The sequence below is a fragment of the Streptomyces sp. NPDC086077 genome (genome assembly GCF_040686175.1).
Lineage (GTDB): Bacteria > Actinomycetota > Actinomycetes > Streptomycetales > Streptomycetaceae > Streptomyces.
The window spans coordinates 1-15,045 of the sequence record NZ_JBFBJT010000166.1; the positions used below are offsets into that span (position 1 = coordinate 1).

Below are 15,045 nucleotides of genomic sequence, written 5' to 3' on the forward strand. Positions count from 1 at the left end.
TCACCCAGCAGTACGTGAAGAACTACTACCTGGCCCAGGAACAGACGGTCACCCGGAAGGTCAAGGAGTTCTTCATCTCGATCAAGCTCGATCAGGAGAAGAGCAAGAACGACATCCTGGAGGGCTACCTCAACACCAGCTACTTCGGCCGCAACGCCTACGGCATCCAGGCCGCCGCCCAGGCCTACTACGGCATGGACGCCACCGAACTGGACGCGGCCCGCGGCGCCTACCTCGCCGCGCTGCTGAACGCGCCCAGTGAGTACGACGTCGTCGCCCACCCGGAGAGCAGGCCCGCGGCCCAGGCACGCTGGAACTACGTCCTGGACGGCATGGTCAAGGAGGGCTGGCTCACCCGGTCCGAGCGCGCCGGCCTGAAATTCCCGATGCCGAAGGAGGCCACCGTCTCGACCGGGATGTCCGGGCAGCGCGGCTACGTCGTCGACGCGATCAAGCAGTACCTGGTCGAGCACGACGTCGTCGACGCGGAGTCCCTCGAGGCGGGCGGCTACCGGATCACCACCACCCTGCAGAAGCCCCGGCAGGACGCCTTCGTGAAGGCCGTCAACGACAAGCTGATGTCCAAGCTGGACAAGGAGAACCGCGAGGTCGACAACTACGTCCGCGCGGGCGGCGCCGCAGTCGACCCCAGGACGGGCAAGGTCGTCGCCATGTACGGCGGCATCGACTACGTGAAGCAGTACACCAACGGGGCCACCCGGCGGGACTTCCAGGTCGGCTCCATCTTCAAGCCACTGGTGTTCACCTCGGCCGTCGAGAACGGCTCGACCACCCAGGACGGCACCCGCATCACGCCCAACACGTTCTACGACGGCACCAACAAACGCCCGGTGCAGGGCTGGAACGGCGCCTACGCGCCGGAGAACGAGGACCAGGTGTCGTACGGCGACCTCACCGTCCGCGAGGCCACCGACAAGTCCGTGAACGCGGTGTACGCGCAGATGGCCGTCGACGTCGGCCCCGACAAGGTCATGCGGACCGCGGTCGATCTCGGCCTGCCCTCCAGCACGCCGGAGCTGGGCCCCTACCCGTCGATCGCGCTCGGTGTCGCCCAGGCGAGCGTCCTCGACATGGCGGAGGCCTACGCGACGCTCGCGAACCACGGCGAGCACGGCACGTACACCCTGATCGAGAAGATGACCCGGGGCGGCTCCGAGGTCGAGATGCCCGAGCGGCGGACCACCCAGGCCGTCAGCCGCGAGGCCGCCGACACCACGACGTCCGTCCTGCAGAGCGTCGTGGACAACGGCACCGCCACCGCCGCGCAGGCCGCCGGCCGTCCCGTGGCGGGCAAGACGGGCACCGCGGAGGAGGACCAGGCGGCCTGGTTCGCGGGCTACACCCCCGACCTGGCCACCGTCGTCGCGGTGATGGGCCAGGACCCGAAGACAGCCGCCCACAGGTCGCTGTACGGCGCGATGGGTCTGGAGCGCGTCAACGGCGGCGGGGCGCCCGCCGAGATCTGGGCCCAGTTCACCAAGGACGCCCTGGAGGGCACCCCGGTCACCGACTTCGACCTGCGGCTCCAGGAGGGCGCCGACGTGGTGTACACGCCGCCGGCCCCGCCCACCCGCGACCAGGACACCGGCGACCCGAGTCAGGAGGGCACGCCCGGCACCGGCGATCCGCAGAGCCCCGGGGCGGGCGGCGTGACCGACGGCGGGACGACCGGCGACGGCGGTACGACCACCGGAGGCACGCCCACGGACGGCGGGACGACCGGCGGGGAGGCCGACGGCGGCACCACCACGGACGGGGGCACGACCGGCGACGGCGGGACGACGGACGGCGGTCTCACCACCGGTGGCGACCCCACCACGGGCGGTACGGCCACCGGCGGCCCCACAGGGGGCACCACCGGCGGCGGGACGTCCACAGGCACGACGACGGCGGGAACGCAGGGCCCGCGCCGGACGTGAGCCCGCGCCCGGTCAGTGACCGGAGGTCGCCTTCAGGCCCACGACGGCGACCAGCAGCAGACAGACGAAGAAGATCCGGGCGGCGGTGACGGGCTCGTTCAGCACCACCATGCCGAGCACCGCCGCCCCGGCCGCACCGATCCCGACCCACACGCCGTAGGCGGTACCGATGGGCAGGGACCTCGCGGCGTACGAGAGCAGCAGCATGCTGGCCACGATGCCGGCGCCGGTGAGCAGGCTGGGGACGAGCCGGGTGAAGCCGTCGGTGTACTTCATCCCGATCGACCAGCCGACTTCGAGCAGGCCGGCGACGATCAGCAGGACCCAGGCCATGAGAGGCACCTCCGGGAGACAGGCGACTGACGGGGGTGCGTCGTCTTTGCCTTCTACCCGGTACGGCGCGTCTCGTCGGGTGCCTCTCCAAGGTAGCAAAGGGCCCGGCGCTGGGGCCGAGGGCAGAGGAAAAGGGCTGGTGACCGTGGTCACCAGCCCTTTTGGGTCGCTTGCCTACAGGTACAGCCCCGTGGAGTCCTCGGACCCCTCGAACCGGTCTGCGGCCACCGCGTGCAGGTCGCGCTCGCGCATCAGGACGTACGCGACCCCGCGCACCTCCACCTCCGCGCGGTCCTCCGGGTCGTACAGGACCCGGTCGCCGGGCTCCACGGCCCGTACGTTCTGCCCCACCGCCACGACCTCCGCCCACGCCAGCCGACGGCCCACGGCCGCCGTGGCGGGGATCAGGATGCCGCCGCCGGAACGCCTCTCGCCCTCACTGGTGTCCTGCCGCACGAGCACACGGTCGTGCAGCATCCGGATGGGCAGCTTGTCGGGATGGGTGCTGTCGTTTCTGTTGCCGCTCACGTCCTTGAACCTACCTGCATTCGGGGAATCAGTACGCCGGTGGGTCAGCGCCTGCGGCGCCGGGTGCCGAGCGCGAGCAGCCCGACGACGCCGACGGCGACCAGCGCGACGGGCAGCACGCGGGCCATCCGGGGCGAGCCCTCCTCGTCGACGAACTGCCGCCTGACGTCGCTCACCGCCCGGTTGACCTGAACGTAGGCACGTCCCAGGGTGTGATCGACATTCGACACGACCTTCGCCTTGGCGTCCCCGACGATCGTCTTCGGGTGCACCCGCACACCGATCTCGTCGAGGGTCTCGGCCAGCACTTCGCGGCGGCGCCTGATGTCCGCCTCGATCTGCGCCGGGGTTCTGGTGTCCGACGATTCCGCCACCGTACGGCCTCCGAAGTCTGCTGATGCTGTTCCGGACAGTCTGTCAGTTCCCTGGGCGGCCGCACTGTCAGGACCCCCGGTTACGCTGGATCGATGAGCGAACGACTCCAGCCCGGGGACGTGGCCCCCGCCTTCACCCTGCCCGACGCCGACGGCCGCGAGGTGTCCCTCGCGGACCACAAGGGCCGCAAGGTCATCGTCTACTTCTACCCCGCGGCACTGACGGCAGGCTGCACCAAGCAGGCCTGCGACTTCACGGACAACCTCGACGTGCTGGCCGGCGCCGGCTACGACGTCATCGGCATCTCGCCGGACAAGCCGGAGAAGCTGGCGAAGTTCCGCGAGCAGGAGTCCCTGAAGGTCACCCTGCTCGCCGACCCCGAAAAGCAGGTCCTGGAGTCCTACGGCGCCTTCGGCGAGAAGAAGCTCTACGGCAAGACGGTCGTCGGCGTCATCCGCTCCACGGTGATCGTCGACGAGGAGGGCAAGGTCGAACGCGCCCTCTACAACGTCAAGGCGACGGGCCACGTGGCAAAGATCATCAAGGATCTGGGTATCTGACCCGGCGCTCCCGCAGCTCGGCGGCCCGTACCGATGACTTCCGGTGCGGGCCGCTCCACGTCTCCGGCGTGACTGTCGGATGAGCGGTTCGTTACTCCGTGCGAGCCAGGAACGTACGACCGTGAACGGAGGCGGCTCGATGGCTGCGAGTGCGTACACCAAGGAACGGCTGGAGGAGGCGGCTCGGGGGGCGCGGACGTTGTCGGAGGCGTTGGTGTGGTTGGGGGTTGATCCCAAGAGCTCCGGGCGGGACTACATCCGGCAGCGGATGAAAAGGCTGGGGGTGGACACGTCACACTTCGAGCGGGAGGGCGTCAAGTGGACCCGGGACGTGCTTCAAGAGGCGGTCTCGGCCTCGACGAACACGTGCGAGGTACTGCGCTTTCTCGGGCTGGAGGTCGTCGGAGGGCATCACACGCACATCAGCCGGAGGATCAAGGCTTACGGCATCGACACGTCCCACTTCCAGGCGCCGTCCCGGCGCGGCAGGCCATGGCGCCCCCGAACGCCGGAGGGGCTCCTCGTCATGCAGCCGGCCGACCAGGCCCGACGCACGCCGAGCGACCGCCTCAAGTGGGCGATGACTGCCTCTGGCATGAAGGAGCGATGCGCCCTGTGCGGTACTGCGCCGCTCTGGCGGGGCAGCCCGCTCCCGCTGGAGGTCGATCACATCAGCGGGAACTGGCGCGACAATCGCATCGAGAACCTGCGGTTCCTGTGCCCCAACTGCCACTCGACGACTGACTCCTACCGAGGGCGCGGCAAGGGGCGGGCCGCGGTGTACGCCGCATGAGCAACGGGGTGCGGTACACCCGCGCGCAGCTGGCCGAGGCCGCCGCGCAATGCCATGACATCGACGAGGTCATCGCTTACTTCGGCACCGAGCCGTACGGCAACCTTCGCCGCCATATCTTCCGGCGTTTCGACCACTTCGCTATCGACGTCTCCCACATGCCACGCAGGCGGCGAGCCGCCGGCCCCCGCAAGCCGAGTGCCGACGAGTTGCGCCGGGCGGTCGCCGGAGCGGCATCCGTCGCCGACGCTCTGCGCGCACTCGGCCTGGAGCCCTACCGCAGCCAGGCGCGCTCGCTGTTCCGTCAGTGGGTGGACGACGACGGTCTCGACACCTCCCACTTCGTCGGCCAGGCGCATCAGTTAGGAAAGGCGGGGCCGACCCCGGTCAGAAGCGCCGAGGAGATCCTGGTCCGGCACGCCGGAGGGCGGCGGACACGCACGCATCTCCTGCGCCGCGCCCTGCGAGAGGTCGACGTCCCGGAGAAGTGCGCGGAGTGCGGGGTCGGTCCCGAGTGGCTCGGCAGATCCATGACCCTGGAGGTCGACCACATCAACGGGGACTGGCGTGACAACCGGCTGGAGAACCTGCGGCTGCTGTGTCCCAACTGTCACGCGGTGACCAGTACATGGTGCCGAGGAGGGGGGCGGCCGACGCTCTGACCCACATCTCCTCACCGACCTGTGGGTCGGCCCAGTACAGTAGGGCGCGGCGCGCCCGTACGCCAATGGCCGAGCGGCGATCTTTAGGTGGTCGTGTTTGTCGGTTCGAATCCGACCGGGCGCACAGGTAGGACAGGGCCCCGCACCTTCGATTCCACGGTGCGGGGCCTGTTCCATGGATCAGCCCAACAACTCCCGCACCACCGGCACCAACGCCCGGAACGCCTTCCCCCGGTGGCTGATGGCGTTCTTCTCGTCGGGGCTCAGCTCCGCGCAGGTCCGTGTCTCGCCCTCGGGCTGGAGGATCGGGTCGTAGCCGAAGCCGTGGGTGCCGGCCGGCTCGTGGCGCAGGGCGCCCGTCAGGCGGCCCTCGACCACCCGCTCCGTGCCGTCCGGCAGGGCGAGCGCCGCCGCGCAGGCGAAGTGGGCGCCGCGGTGCTCCTCGGCGATGTCGGACAGCTGGGCCAGCAGCAGTTCGAGGTTGGCGCGGTCGTCGCCGTGCCGGCCGGACCAGCGGGCCGAGAAGATGCCCGGCGCGCCGCCGAGGACGTCGACGCACAGGCCGGAGTCGTCGGCGACCGCGGGCAGGCCGGTGGCCTGCGCGAGGGCGTGGGCTTTGAGCAGGGCGTTCTCGGCGAAGGTCACGCCCGTCTCCCGGACGTCGGGGATGTCGGGGTAGGCGTCCGCGCCGACGAGATCGTGCGTCAGACCTGCGTCGGCGAGGATCGCCTTCAGCTCGGTGATCTTTCCGGGGTTGCGGGTGGCGAGGATCAAGCGGGTCATGCCCTCAGTATCCAGGCCCCGGCGTCCACGCCCCCGGTGTCCCGGCACACCCGCCACGCGCGTTACGGCGTGCAGACCTTGGTCAGCTCGCCGGCCGCGTCCGTGATCGGGCTGATGTCGGGGGTCTCGTCGCCGTTCTCCACCGACGTACGGACGTTGTCCACGGCCTGCTGGAGGTCGTCCACCGCCTTGTTGACGTCGGCGTTGTCGGTCTTGTCGCCGATCTCGCCGAGGTTCTGCTCGATGGAGTCGAGGGACTCCGCGAGCTGCGTCGGGTCGTTCGCGGCGCTTTCGACGGCCTGCTGGAGGTCCGTGACGCTGTCGGCGATGGCGTCGGCGGTCTGGACGCAGTCGAGTGCCTTGCTCACGGCGTCGCAGCCGGTGGTCAGCCCGGCGGTCAGCGCGACGGCCGCCAAGGTGGCGGCGACGGCTGCGGTACGGCGTCGGCGGCGGCTCGCGGCCATGGAACGGTCCCTCCCTCGGATCGGGCCCGACGGGCCCGGCTGGTGGCCGGGCGCACAGGGATGAGCCGTGCGCCCGTAACTCATGAGACGCGGCGACGGCCGGTACGGTTGCCCGCACCGACCACCACTTTTTGTGCGCCCTTTACCTTCCGCGCGCTGCGCGCGGCGGCCGTCCGCGTCCTACTTCTGGCCGGTCGCTTCCAGTGCGGCCCGCTGCAGCGCGGAGAGTTCCGTGCAGCCGGCCACCGCCAGGTCGAGCAGCGCGTTGAGCTCCTCCCGCGCGAACGGCTCGGCCTCCGCGGTGCCCTGGACCTCGACGAACCGTCCGTCGCCGGTGCAGACGACGTTCATGTCGGTCTCGGCGCGCACGTCCTCCTCGTAGCAGAGGTCGAGCAGCGGGACGCCACCGACGATGCCGACCGAGACAGCGCTGACGGTGCCGGTGAGGGGCTGACGGCCGGCCCGGATCAGCTTCTTGCCCTGGGCCCAGGCGACGGCGTCGGCCAGGGCGACGTACGCGCCGGTGATGGCGGCGGTGCGGGTGCCGCCGTCGGCCTGGAGGACGTCGCAGTCGAGGACGATGGTGTTCTCGCCGAGCGCCTTGTAGTCGATGACCGCGCGCAGGGAGCGGCCGATGAGGCGGGAGATCTCGTGTGTACGGCCGCCGATCCTGCCCTTGACCGACTCGCGGTCGCCCCGGGTGTTGGTGGAGCGGGGCAGCATCGCGTACTCGGCGGTGACCCAGCCCTCGCCGCTGCCCTTGCGCCAGCGCGGGACTCCCTCGGTGACGGAGGCGGTGCAGAAGACCTTGGTGTCGCCGAAGGAGACGAGGACGGAGCCCTCGGCGTGCTTGCTCCAGCCGCGTTCGATGGTGACCGGGCGGAGCTGTTCGGGGGTGCGGCCGTCGATTCGAGACATGGGTCGAGCCTAGCCTCCCGTCGTCCCTGCTCGGACCGGTATACGGAAGGGGCCCTTCCTGGTGCGGGAAGGGCCCCTCACGGAGCTGAGCCGGGGCTCACATCATGTCTTCGATGTCCGCTGCGAGCGGGTCGGCGTCGGTGCCGATGACGACCTGGATGGCGCTGCCCATCTTCACGACGCCGTGGGCGCCGGCGCCCTTGAGGGCGGCGTCGTCGACCAGCGCGGGGTCGGACACCTCGACCCGCAGCCGCGTGATGCAGCCCTCGACCTCTTCGATGTTGTCGATGCCGCCGAGCCCGGCAACGATCTTCTCAGCCTTGCTGGCCATGTCCTTCTCCCTGATGCGACCTGGTCCGAAGCGCTTTCACGCAGTAACCCACAGTTGGCCCAGCTTCGCGAGCGGTCATGGCCTGGGTACCGAATGATGGCGTCACGACAGCGGAACCTTCCGCCGACTGGTCTACACCACCTGGCGGACGCTCGCCAAACCCGGTGTCTCCGGGAGGAGTCCGATGAGTGCCGACAGCGTCGCCCGCCCCGCCCGCAGCCGCTGGAGCACCCTCTTCCAGGGCATGCAGAAGATGGGGCGCAGCCTTCAGCTTCCCATCGCCGTCCTGCCGGCCGCGGGCATCCTCAACCGGCTCGGTCAGCCGGACCTGTTCGGCGACGAGGGGCTCGGCTGGACCGATGTCTCCAAGGTCATGGCGGGCGCGGGCGGGGCGCTGCTCGACAGTGCCCTGGGGCTTCCCCTTCTCTTCTGTGTCGGTGTGGCGATCGGCATGGCGAAGAAGTCGGACGGTTCGACGGCGCTGGCGGCGGTGGCGGGGTTCCTCGTCTACTACTCGGTGCTGCGTCAGTTCCCGCAGGGGTGCGCGGCCGGGGCGCGGGTGATCGTCGCGGGCTGCCAGGCCAACGACGGGACGGTGTCGGTCTTCACGTACCAGAACCCGGGGGTCTTCGGCGGCATCGTCATGGGGCTGCTGTCCGCCTTCTTCTGGCAGCGCTACCACCGTACGAAGCTGGTGGACTGGCTCGGCTTCTTCAACGGCCGGCGGCTCGTGCCGATCATCATGGCGTTCGTGGCGATCGCGTTCGCGGCGCTGTGTCTGTGGGTCTGGCCGCCGATCGGCGCGGGGCTGGAGAGCTTCAGCGACTGGATGAGCGATCTGGGCGCGTGGGGCGCGGGCGTCTTCGGGATCGCGAACCGGGCGCTGCTCGTCGTCGGCCTGCACCAGTTCCTGAACGTGCCAATCTGGTTCCAGTTCGGCACGTACGCCGCGCCGGACGGCACGGTGGTGCACGGCGACATCAACATGTTCCTGGCGGGCGACCCGGACGCGGGCCAGTTCACCACGGGCTTCTTCCCGATCATGATGTTCGCGCTGCCCGCCGCGGCCCTCGCCATGACGCACTGCGCCAGGCCCCACCGTCGCAAGGAGGTCGGCGGCCTGATGCTGTCGGTGGCCCTGACGTCGTTCGTCACCGGCATCATCGAGCCCCTGGAGTACTCGTTCCTCTTCGTCGCCCCCGCCCTCTACGTCATCCACGCCCTTCTGACCGGTGTGTCGATGGCGGTGTCATGGGGGCTGGGCGCGAAGGACGGCTTCAGCTTCTCGGCGGGTCTGATCGACTACGTCATCAACTGGAACCTCGCGACGAAACCGTGGTTGCTGGTGCCGATCGGGCTGGCCTTCGCGGCCGTCTATTACGCGATCTTCCGGTTCGCGATCACCAGGTTCGATCTGAAGACCCCCGGACGGGAGGCGGAGGACGAGGTCGAGGACGTCACCAAGTCCTGACCCAGGCCGTGAAGTGCGGGCACTGCGGGTAGCGGCTCGGTAGCAAGAATCGCGGGTTCCTTATGCTGCCTTCATCGTGCTACAACAGGTCTACACCACTGATGGTGTAGACCACCTGGACGCCGCCGTCCCCCTTCCCTTTCCGTTGCTGGGCGGCGCCATGCCCACTGGAGGAAGTTGTGTCCACGGCCAGCGCCGCTCCCGCGGCCGAGAAGAAGAAGGGCTCCGGCACGATGGCTGTCATGCAGCGTATCGGCCGCAGCCTGATGCTGCCGGTGGCCGTGCTGCCCGCCGCCGCGCTGCTGGTCCGCTTCGGCAACGCCGACATGCTCGGCGACCCGGAGTACCCCGCCTTCCTCACGAAGATCGCGGGCTTCATGACGGCCGGCGGCAACGCCATTCTCGACAACATGGCCCTGCTCTTCGCGGTGGGCATCGCGATCGGCTTCGCGAAGAAGTCGGACGGCTCGACCGCCCTCGCGGCCGTCGTCGGCTACCTGGTCTTCAAGAACGTGCTCGGCACCTTCACCGACGGCAGCCTGCCGAAGAAGGAAGCGATCGTCGACGGCAAGATCGTCATGGTCGAGCAGGCGGTGGACGCCAAGGTGCTCGGCGGTGTGGTCATGGGCCTCGTCGTCGCGCTGCTCTACCAGCGCTTCTACCGCACCAAGCTGCCCGACTGGGCGGGCTTCTTCGGCGGCCGCCGCCTGGTCCCGATCCTGGCGGCCTTCGCGGGCCTGATCATCGGCATCGTCTTCGGCTACATCTGGCCGGTGCTCGGCACGGGTCTGCACAACTTCGGTGAGTGGCTGGTCGGCTCCGGCGCGGTCGGCGCGGGCATCTTCGGTGTCGCCAACCGCGCGCTGATCCCGATCGGCATGCACCACCTGCTGAACTCCTTCCCGTGGTTCCAGGCGGGCGAGTACGAGGGCAAGAGCGGCGACATCGCCCGCTTCCTGGCCGGTGACCCGACCGCGGGCCAGTTCATGACCGGCTTCTTCCCGATCATGATGTTCGCCCTGCCCGCCGCCTGCCTCGCGATCGTGCACTGCGCCCGCCCGGAGCGCCGCAAGGTCGTCGGCGGCATGATGTTCTCCCTCGCGCTGACCTCGTTCGTCACCGGTGTCACCGAGCCGATCGAGTTCACCTTCATGTTCATCGCGCCGGTGCTGTACGCCCTGCACGCGGTGCTGACCGGTGTGTCGATGGCGCTGACCTGGGCGCTGGGCATGAAGGACGGCTTCGGCTTCTCGGCCGGCGCGGTCGACTTCTTCCTGAACCTGGGCATCGCGACCAACCCGTGGGGCCTGGCCCTGGTGGGCCTCTGCTTCGCGGCGGTCTACTACGTGGTCTTCCGCTTCGCGATCACCAAGTTCAACCTGCCGACGCCGGGCCGCGAGTCCGACGAGGAACTGGCCGAACTGCAGAAGGCCGAGGCCAAGTAGGCCCGGTCGGTCCCGACCGCACGAAGGCCCCCGGACGGCGTCCGGGGGCCTTCGTCATGTCGTGGGCCGTGTGCGTCGCGCGGATCAGATCTCGTACGACTTCCTGGGCAGCGCCAGTTCCGCCGGACCGTCGTACACCGCGCGGGCGTCGGCGAGGTTGACCTGCGGGTCGGTCCACGGGGGGATGTGGGTGAGGAGCAGCCGGCGGGCACCTGCCCGGGCCGCCGTCTCGCCCGCCTCGCGGCCGTTGAGGTGCAGGTCGGGGATGTGCTCCTTGCCGTGCGTGAAGGCGGCCTCGCACAGGAAGAGGTCGGCGTCCCGGGCCAGTTCGTCCAGCGCGCCGCTGACACCGGTGTCGCCGGAGTAGGTCAGCGTCCGTCCGGCGTGCTCGACCCGGATGCCGTACGCCTCCACGGGGTGGGCCACCCGTTCGGTGTGCACCGTGAAGGGGCCGATGTCGAACGTGGACGGCTTGACCGTGTGGAAGTCGAAGACCTCGCTCATCGAGGAGGCCGACGGGGTGTCGGCGTAGGCGGTGGTCAGACGGTGCTCGGTGCCCTCGGGGCCGTAGACCGGGAGGGGGGCGCAGCGGCCGCCGTCGTGGCGGTAGTAGCGCGCCACGAAGTAGCCGAGCATGTCGATGCAGTGGTCGGCGTGCAGATGGCTGAGGAAGATCGCGTCGAGGTCGTAGAGACCGCAGTGGCGCTGCAACTCGCCCAGGGCGCCATTGCCCATGTCGAGGAGCAGCCGGAAGCCGTCGGCCTCGACGAGGTAGCTCGAACAGGCCGATTCCGCGGACGGGAACGACCCGGAGCAGCCGACGACGGTGAGCTTCATGAAGCAGAAACCTCCGCGGGCGGATGGGGAGTAACGGGGGTCGTGCGGTCCGTCGAGCGTAAGGCGCGAAACGTCCGGTCGCTCCTCCGCCAGGGGCCGTTGTGGGGGAACTCACCTGTGCTGTCACCGGTTCGGCTGGACGCGCGGCGCGGCGGAGGGCGCGCGTGCGGGTGCGTGCGCCGGTAACGTCATCGTATGGACACGTCCTGGTGGTTGGCACTCGCAGCGGTGGTGCTGCTCGCGCTGGTCGCCGCGCTCGTGGACGGCTGGGGGCGGCGGCGGCCCACAGGCCGTCGGACGCGGCCACCGGGTCGCGCGGAGGGACCGGCCGCCCGGCCGCGGGCGGCGGAGATCTGGTGGGCCAACGTGCCCTACGGGGACGGACCCGGTGCCAAGGACCGGCCGTGCCTGGTGCTGGCGGTGCACGGGCGGCGGGCGACGGTCGCGAAGATCACCAGCAAGTACCACGACGAGCGGGCCGGGGTGATCCCGCTGCCGCCGGGCTCGGTCGGCGACACCCAGGGCCGGACGAGCTTCCTGGAGACGGACGAACTGCGCGAGGTCGCGCTGTGGGACTTCCGGCGCCGGGTCGGGGTGGTGGACCCGGTCCTGTGGGACCAGGTCCGCCACCTGGCGACCTAGGTTCTGACGCTTGCGGGGGCGTTCCTCACGCCCAGAGCTGCCCCCGCAGGGTCTCGATCGCTTCCTCCGTCGTCGCCGCCGTGTAGACGCCCGTGGAGAGGTACTTCCAGCCGCCGTCCGCCACGACGAACACGATGTCCGCGCTCTCGCCGGCCTTCAGCGCCTTGTTGCCGACGCCGATCGCCGCGTGCAGGGCCGCGCCGGTGGAGACGCCCGCGAAGATGCCCTCCTGCTGGAGCAGTTCACGTGTGCGGGTGACCGCGTCGGCGGAGCCCACCGAGAACCGGGTGGTCAGCACGGAGGCGTCGTACAGCTCCGGTACGAAGCCCTCGTCGAGGTTGCGCAGGCCGTACACCAGGTCGTCGTAGCGCGGCTCGGCGGCGACGATCTTCACGTCCGGCCGCTGCTCGCGCAGGAAGCGGCCGACGCCCATGAGGGTGCCCGTGGTGCCGAGGCCGGCGACGAAGTGCGTGAGGGAGGGCAGGTCGGCGAGGATCTCCGGGCCGGTGGTGGCGTAGTGCGCGCCGGCGTTGTCCGGGTTGCCGTACTGGTAGAGCATCACCCACTCGGGGTGCTCGGCGGCCAGCTCCTTGGCGACGCGTACGGCGGTGTTCGAGCCGCCCGCGGCCGGTGAGGAGATGATCTCCGCGCCCCACATGCCGAGCAGGTCCCGGCGTTCCTGCGAGGTGTTCTCGGGCATCACGCACACCATGCGGTAGCCCTTGAGCTTGGCCGCCATGGCGAGGGAGATGCCGGTGTTGCCGGAGGTCGGCTCCAAAATGGTGCAGCCCGGGGTGAGCCGGCCGTCCTTCTCCGCCTGCTCGATCATGTGCAGGGCCGGGCGGTCCTTGATCGAGCCGGTCGGGTTGCGGTCCTCCAGCTTGGCCCAGATCCGGACCTCGGCGGACGGCGAGAGCCGCGGCAGGCGCACCAACGGGGTGTTGCCCACCGCGGCCAGCGGGGAGTCGTATCGCATCGCGGCCGGAGCCTCAGGCCATGCCGCCGGCCACGGCCGGCAGGATCGTGACGTTGTCGCCGTCGGTCAGCTTGGTGTTGATGCCGTCGAGGAAGCGGACGTCCTCGTCGTTCAGGTAGACGTTGACGAAGCGGCGCAGCTGGTCGCCGTCCACGATGCGGGCCTGGATGCCCGCGTGCCGGGTGTCGAGGTCGGCGAACAGGTCGGCGAGGGTGGCCCCGGTGCCGTCGACGGCCTTCTGGCCGTCGGTGTACTGGCGGAGGATGGTGGGGATGCGGACCTCGATGGCCATGGCTCAGGGCTCCTGTCGGGAGAAGTCAGGTTCGGTGGGCGCGCGGCAGCGCGGTGACAGCAGATCGTGCGTACGTCGCGCCGCGGCTCACGGCCGTACGGCGGCAGGCGTCGGCGTCAACAGATGGCGCTGGCGAGCCTGCACAGGTCGACGTGCAGCCGCGCCACGAGCAGGGCGCCCGGCGTCTTGTCGCTCACGTCGAGGAAAACCATGGGCTCATCGTATCGATTCCTGGTCCGGGTCCTGGAATGTGATCTCGGATGGTGGATGAATTCTGACCGAATCCCGGGATCAGTAGGTTTCGACGACCCTGACCTCCTCCTCCGTGACCTCGCCCTCGACGATCCGGAAGGAACGGAACTGGAAGTCGCCGAGGCCGTCGGTGTCGGCGGTGGAGACGAGGACGTAGTGGGCGCCGGGCTCGTTGGCGTAGGAGATGTCCGTGCGGGAGGGGTAGGCCTCGGTCGCCGTGTGCGAGTGGTAGATGATCACCGGATCCTCGTCACGGTCGTCCATCTCACGGTAGAGCTTGAGGAGATCACCGGAGTCGAACTCGTAGAAGGTGGGCGAGCGGGCGGCGTTCAGCATCGGGATGAAGCGCTCGGGACGCCCCTCGCCCACCGGGCCCGCGACCACGCCGCACGCCTCGTCAGGGTGGTCCTCACGCGCGTGGGCGACGATCTGGTCGTACAGGGCCTGGGTGATGGTCAGCATGCTCGTCAGGATAAGCAGAAGGCCGTCCCGTACCGAGGGGTGGTACGGGACGGCCCACATGCCGGACGCCCTGAGCGGCGGCGGCAGGGAGCACCACGAGTGCTCGCTGCCGCCGGACGTCCTCGGCGTTGGTCAGCCGACCTTCTCGAACTCCGACGTACGGCGCTCGGCGATCTGCGGGTTGCGTGCCTTGAGGATCATCCAGCCGATCCCCAGAGCGGCGGCCCAGCCGGCCATCACGTAGAGGCAGACGCGGGCGTCGGCGTCGTAGGCGATGATGCCGGTCACGAAGAGCAGGAACGCGATGGCGACGTACGAGCACTTCGCGCCACCCGGTGCCGGGAAGGAGGAGGCGGGCAGCCGGCCCGCCTCCACCGCGCGGCGGTACAGGACGTGGCTGATCAGGATCATCAGCCAGGTCCAGATGCCGGCGGCGGTGGCGATCGAGGTGACGTAGCCGAAGGCCTTCTCCGGGACGACGTAGTTCAGGACCACGCCGATGCCCATGAAGCACACGGAGACGAGGATGCCCAGGGCGGGCGTCTTGGTCGACGACAGCTTGGTGAAGGCGCGGGGGGCCTCGCCGCTCTCGGCCAGGTTCCGCAGCATGCGGCCCGTCGAGTACATGCCCGAGTTGCAGGACGACAGCGCCGCGGTGAGCACGACGAAGTTGACGATGGCCGCGCCCGCCGGGATGCCGATCTGCGCGAAGGCCTCTACGAAGGGGCTGACGCCTGGCGCGAACTCGGTCCACTTCACGACGCAGAGGATGACGGTGAGGGCACCGACGTAGAACAGGGCGATACGCCACGGCAGGGTGTTGATCGCCTTGGGGAGGGTCTTCTCGGGGTTCTCGGACTCGCCGGCCGTGACACCGACCAGCTCGACGGCGAGGTAGGCGAACATGACGCCCTGGAGGGTCATCAGGGACGAGCCGATGCCCTTGGGGAAGAAGCCGTCGAAGGCCCAGAGGTTGGAGAC

At 69.7% G+C, this 15,045-nt stretch carries 20 protein-coding genes, 1 tRNA gene and 1 riboswitch; of the genes, 8 read left to right on the forward strand and 13 right to left on the reverse strand.

Annotated elements, in window-relative coordinates; all coding sequences use genetic code 11:
- On the forward strand, window positions 1-1,940 hold a 1,940-nt coding region (locus AB0O67_RS31830; RefSeq protein ID WP_365457669.1), incomplete at its 5' end, for a transglycosylase domain-containing protein.
- Window positions 1,941-1,952: 12 nt separating this feature from the next.
- Here AB0O67_RS31830 and AB0O67_RS31835 read toward each other — a convergent pair.
- From AB0O67_RS31835 to AB0O67_RS31845, 3 genes are all read right to left on the reverse strand, one after another.
- Window positions 1,953-2,273, reverse strand: coding sequence for a multidrug efflux SMR transporter (locus AB0O67_RS31835; protein ID WP_365457672.1), 321 nt, complete (start codon window positions 2,271-2,273; stop codon window positions 1,953-1,955).
- 34 nt (window positions 2,274-2,307) lie between these two features.
- Window positions 2,308-2,380: riboswitch (guanidine-III (ykkC-III) riboswitch) on the reverse strand.
- Window positions 2,381-2,447: 67 nt separating this feature from the next.
- The gene (locus AB0O67_RS31840; protein WP_258021436.1) at window positions 2,448-2,750 is read right to left on the reverse strand and encodes a co-chaperone GroES; all 303 of its coding nucleotides are present in this window, start codon (window positions 2,748-2,750) and stop codon (window positions 2,448-2,450) included.
- Window positions 2,751-2,845: 95 nt separating this feature from the next.
- A complete protein-coding gene (locus AB0O67_RS31845) occupies window positions 2,846-3,175 on the reverse strand; it encodes a DUF3618 domain-containing protein (RefSeq protein WP_365457675.1) in 330 nt (109 codons plus the stop codon).
- A 93-nt stretch (window positions 3,176-3,268) separates the two neighbouring features.
- Between AB0O67_RS31845 and bcp the strand changes: the two genes are divergently transcribed.
- The 4 genes from bcp (at window position 3,269) to AB0O67_RS31865 (ending at window position 5,315) form a co-directional block, all read left to right on the forward strand.
- Complete coding sequence (bcp, locus tag AB0O67_RS31850) at window positions 3,269-3,736, forward strand: thioredoxin-dependent thiol peroxidase (protein WP_365457678.1); 468 nt, start codon at window positions 3,269-3,271, stop codon at window positions 3,734-3,736.
- A 139-nt stretch (window positions 3,737-3,875) separates the two neighbouring features.
- Window positions 3,876-4,529: an HNH endonuclease signature motif containing protein gene (locus tag AB0O67_RS31855; protein WP_365457681.1), complete on the forward strand. Its 654-nt coding sequence runs from the start codon at window positions 3,876-3,878 to the stop codon at window positions 4,527-4,529.
- Window positions 4,526-5,191: an HNH endonuclease gene (locus AB0O67_RS31860; RefSeq protein ID WP_365457684.1), complete on the forward strand. Its 666-nt coding sequence runs from the start codon at window positions 4,526-4,528 to the stop codon at window positions 5,189-5,191. Before AB0O67_RS31855 ends, AB0O67_RS31860 begins: the two co-directional genes overlap by 4 nt.
- 51 nt (window positions 5,192-5,242) lie before the next feature.
- Window positions 5,243-5,315: transfer RNA gene (locus AB0O67_RS31865), tRNA-Leu, on the forward strand.
- A 56-nt stretch (window positions 5,316-5,371) separates the two neighbouring features.
- On the opposite strand, the gene rdgB is transcribed toward AB0O67_RS31865, so the two are convergent.
- From rdgB to AB0O67_RS31885, 4 genes are all read right to left on the reverse strand, one after another.
- Window positions 5,372-5,974 carry an RdgB/HAM1 family non-canonical purine NTP pyrophosphatase gene (rdgB, locus tag AB0O67_RS31870; RefSeq protein WP_365457687.1) on the reverse strand — a complete coding sequence of 201 codons (603 nt, stop codon included), beginning with the start codon at window positions 5,972-5,974 and terminating at the stop codon, window positions 5,372-5,374.
- A gap of 62 nt (window positions 5,975-6,036) precedes the next feature.
- Window positions 6,037-6,438 (reverse strand): hypothetical protein, encoded by a 402-nt coding sequence (locus AB0O67_RS31875; protein WP_365457690.1) that lies wholly within the window; start codon window positions 6,436-6,438, stop codon window positions 6,037-6,039.
- Window positions 6,439-6,618: 180 nt separating this feature from the next.
- A complete protein-coding gene (gene rph, locus AB0O67_RS31880; RefSeq protein WP_365457693.1) occupies window positions 6,619-7,356 on the reverse strand; it encodes a ribonuclease PH in 738 nt (245 codons plus the stop codon).
- A gap of 97 nt (window positions 7,357-7,453) precedes the next feature.
- Entirely contained in the window at window positions 7,454-7,687 is a 234-nt protein-coding gene (locus tag AB0O67_RS31885) for a PTS glucose/sucrose transporter subunit IIB (protein WP_365457696.1), read from the reverse strand.
- A 184-nt stretch (window positions 7,688-7,871) separates the two neighbouring features.
- On the opposite strand from AB0O67_RS31885, the gene AB0O67_RS31890 reads away from it, so the two are divergent.
- Both AB0O67_RS31890 and AB0O67_RS31895 read left to right on the forward strand, forming a co-directional pair.
- Window positions 7,872-9,158, forward strand: a complete 1,287-nt coding sequence (locus tag AB0O67_RS31890) for a PTS transporter subunit EIIC (protein ID WP_365457699.1) — start codon at window positions 7,872-7,874, stop codon at window positions 9,156-9,158.
- Between the two features lie 179 nt (window positions 9,159-9,337).
- On the forward strand, window positions 9,338-10,603 hold the full coding sequence (locus AB0O67_RS31895) for a PTS transporter subunit EIIC (RefSeq protein WP_365457702.1): 1,266 nt from the start codon (window positions 9,338-9,340) through the stop codon (window positions 10,601-10,603).
- 84 nt (window positions 10,604-10,687) lie between these two features.
- On the opposite strand, the gene AB0O67_RS31900 is transcribed toward AB0O67_RS31895, so the two are convergent.
- Window positions 10,688-11,440, reverse strand: a complete 753-nt coding sequence (locus AB0O67_RS31900) for an MBL fold metallo-hydrolase (RefSeq protein WP_365457705.1) — start codon at window positions 11,438-11,440, stop codon at window positions 10,688-10,690.
- A 195-nt stretch (window positions 11,441-11,635) separates the two neighbouring features.
- On the opposite strand from AB0O67_RS31900, the gene AB0O67_RS31905 reads away from it, so the two are divergent.
- On the forward strand, window positions 11,636-12,082 hold the full coding sequence (locus AB0O67_RS31905) for a type II toxin-antitoxin system PemK/MazF family toxin (RefSeq protein WP_365457708.1): 447 nt from the start codon (window positions 11,636-11,638) through the stop codon (window positions 12,080-12,082).
- Between the two features lie 25 nt (window positions 12,083-12,107).
- Here the strand turns inward: AB0O67_RS31905 and AB0O67_RS31910 are convergent, their stop codons facing one another.
- The 5 genes from AB0O67_RS31910 to AB0O67_RS31930 all read right to left on the reverse strand — a co-directional run.
- Complete coding sequence (locus AB0O67_RS31910) at window positions 12,108-13,058, reverse strand: cysteine synthase (RefSeq protein ID WP_365457711.1); 951 nt, start codon at window positions 13,056-13,058, stop codon at window positions 12,108-12,110.
- 13 nt (window positions 13,059-13,071) lie between these two features.
- Entirely contained in the window at window positions 13,072-13,350 is a 279-nt protein-coding gene (locus AB0O67_RS31915) for a MoaD/ThiS family protein (protein WP_365457714.1), read from the reverse strand.
- Between the two features lie 116 nt (window positions 13,351-13,466).
- Window positions 13,467-13,562, reverse strand: coding sequence for a putative leader peptide (locus tag AB0O67_RS31920; protein ID WP_365457717.1), 96 nt, complete (start codon window positions 13,560-13,562; stop codon window positions 13,467-13,469).
- Window positions 13,563-13,641: 79 nt separating this feature from the next.
- Window positions 13,642-14,064 carry a M67 family metallopeptidase gene (locus AB0O67_RS31925; RefSeq protein ID WP_365457719.1) on the reverse strand — a complete coding sequence of 141 codons (423 nt, stop codon included), beginning with the start codon at window positions 14,062-14,064 and terminating at the stop codon, window positions 13,642-13,644.
- 132 nt (window positions 14,065-14,196) lie between these two features.
- Window positions 14,197-15,045: amino acid permease (locus AB0O67_RS31930; protein WP_365457722.1), on the reverse strand; the 849-nt coding region annotated here is incomplete at its 5' end.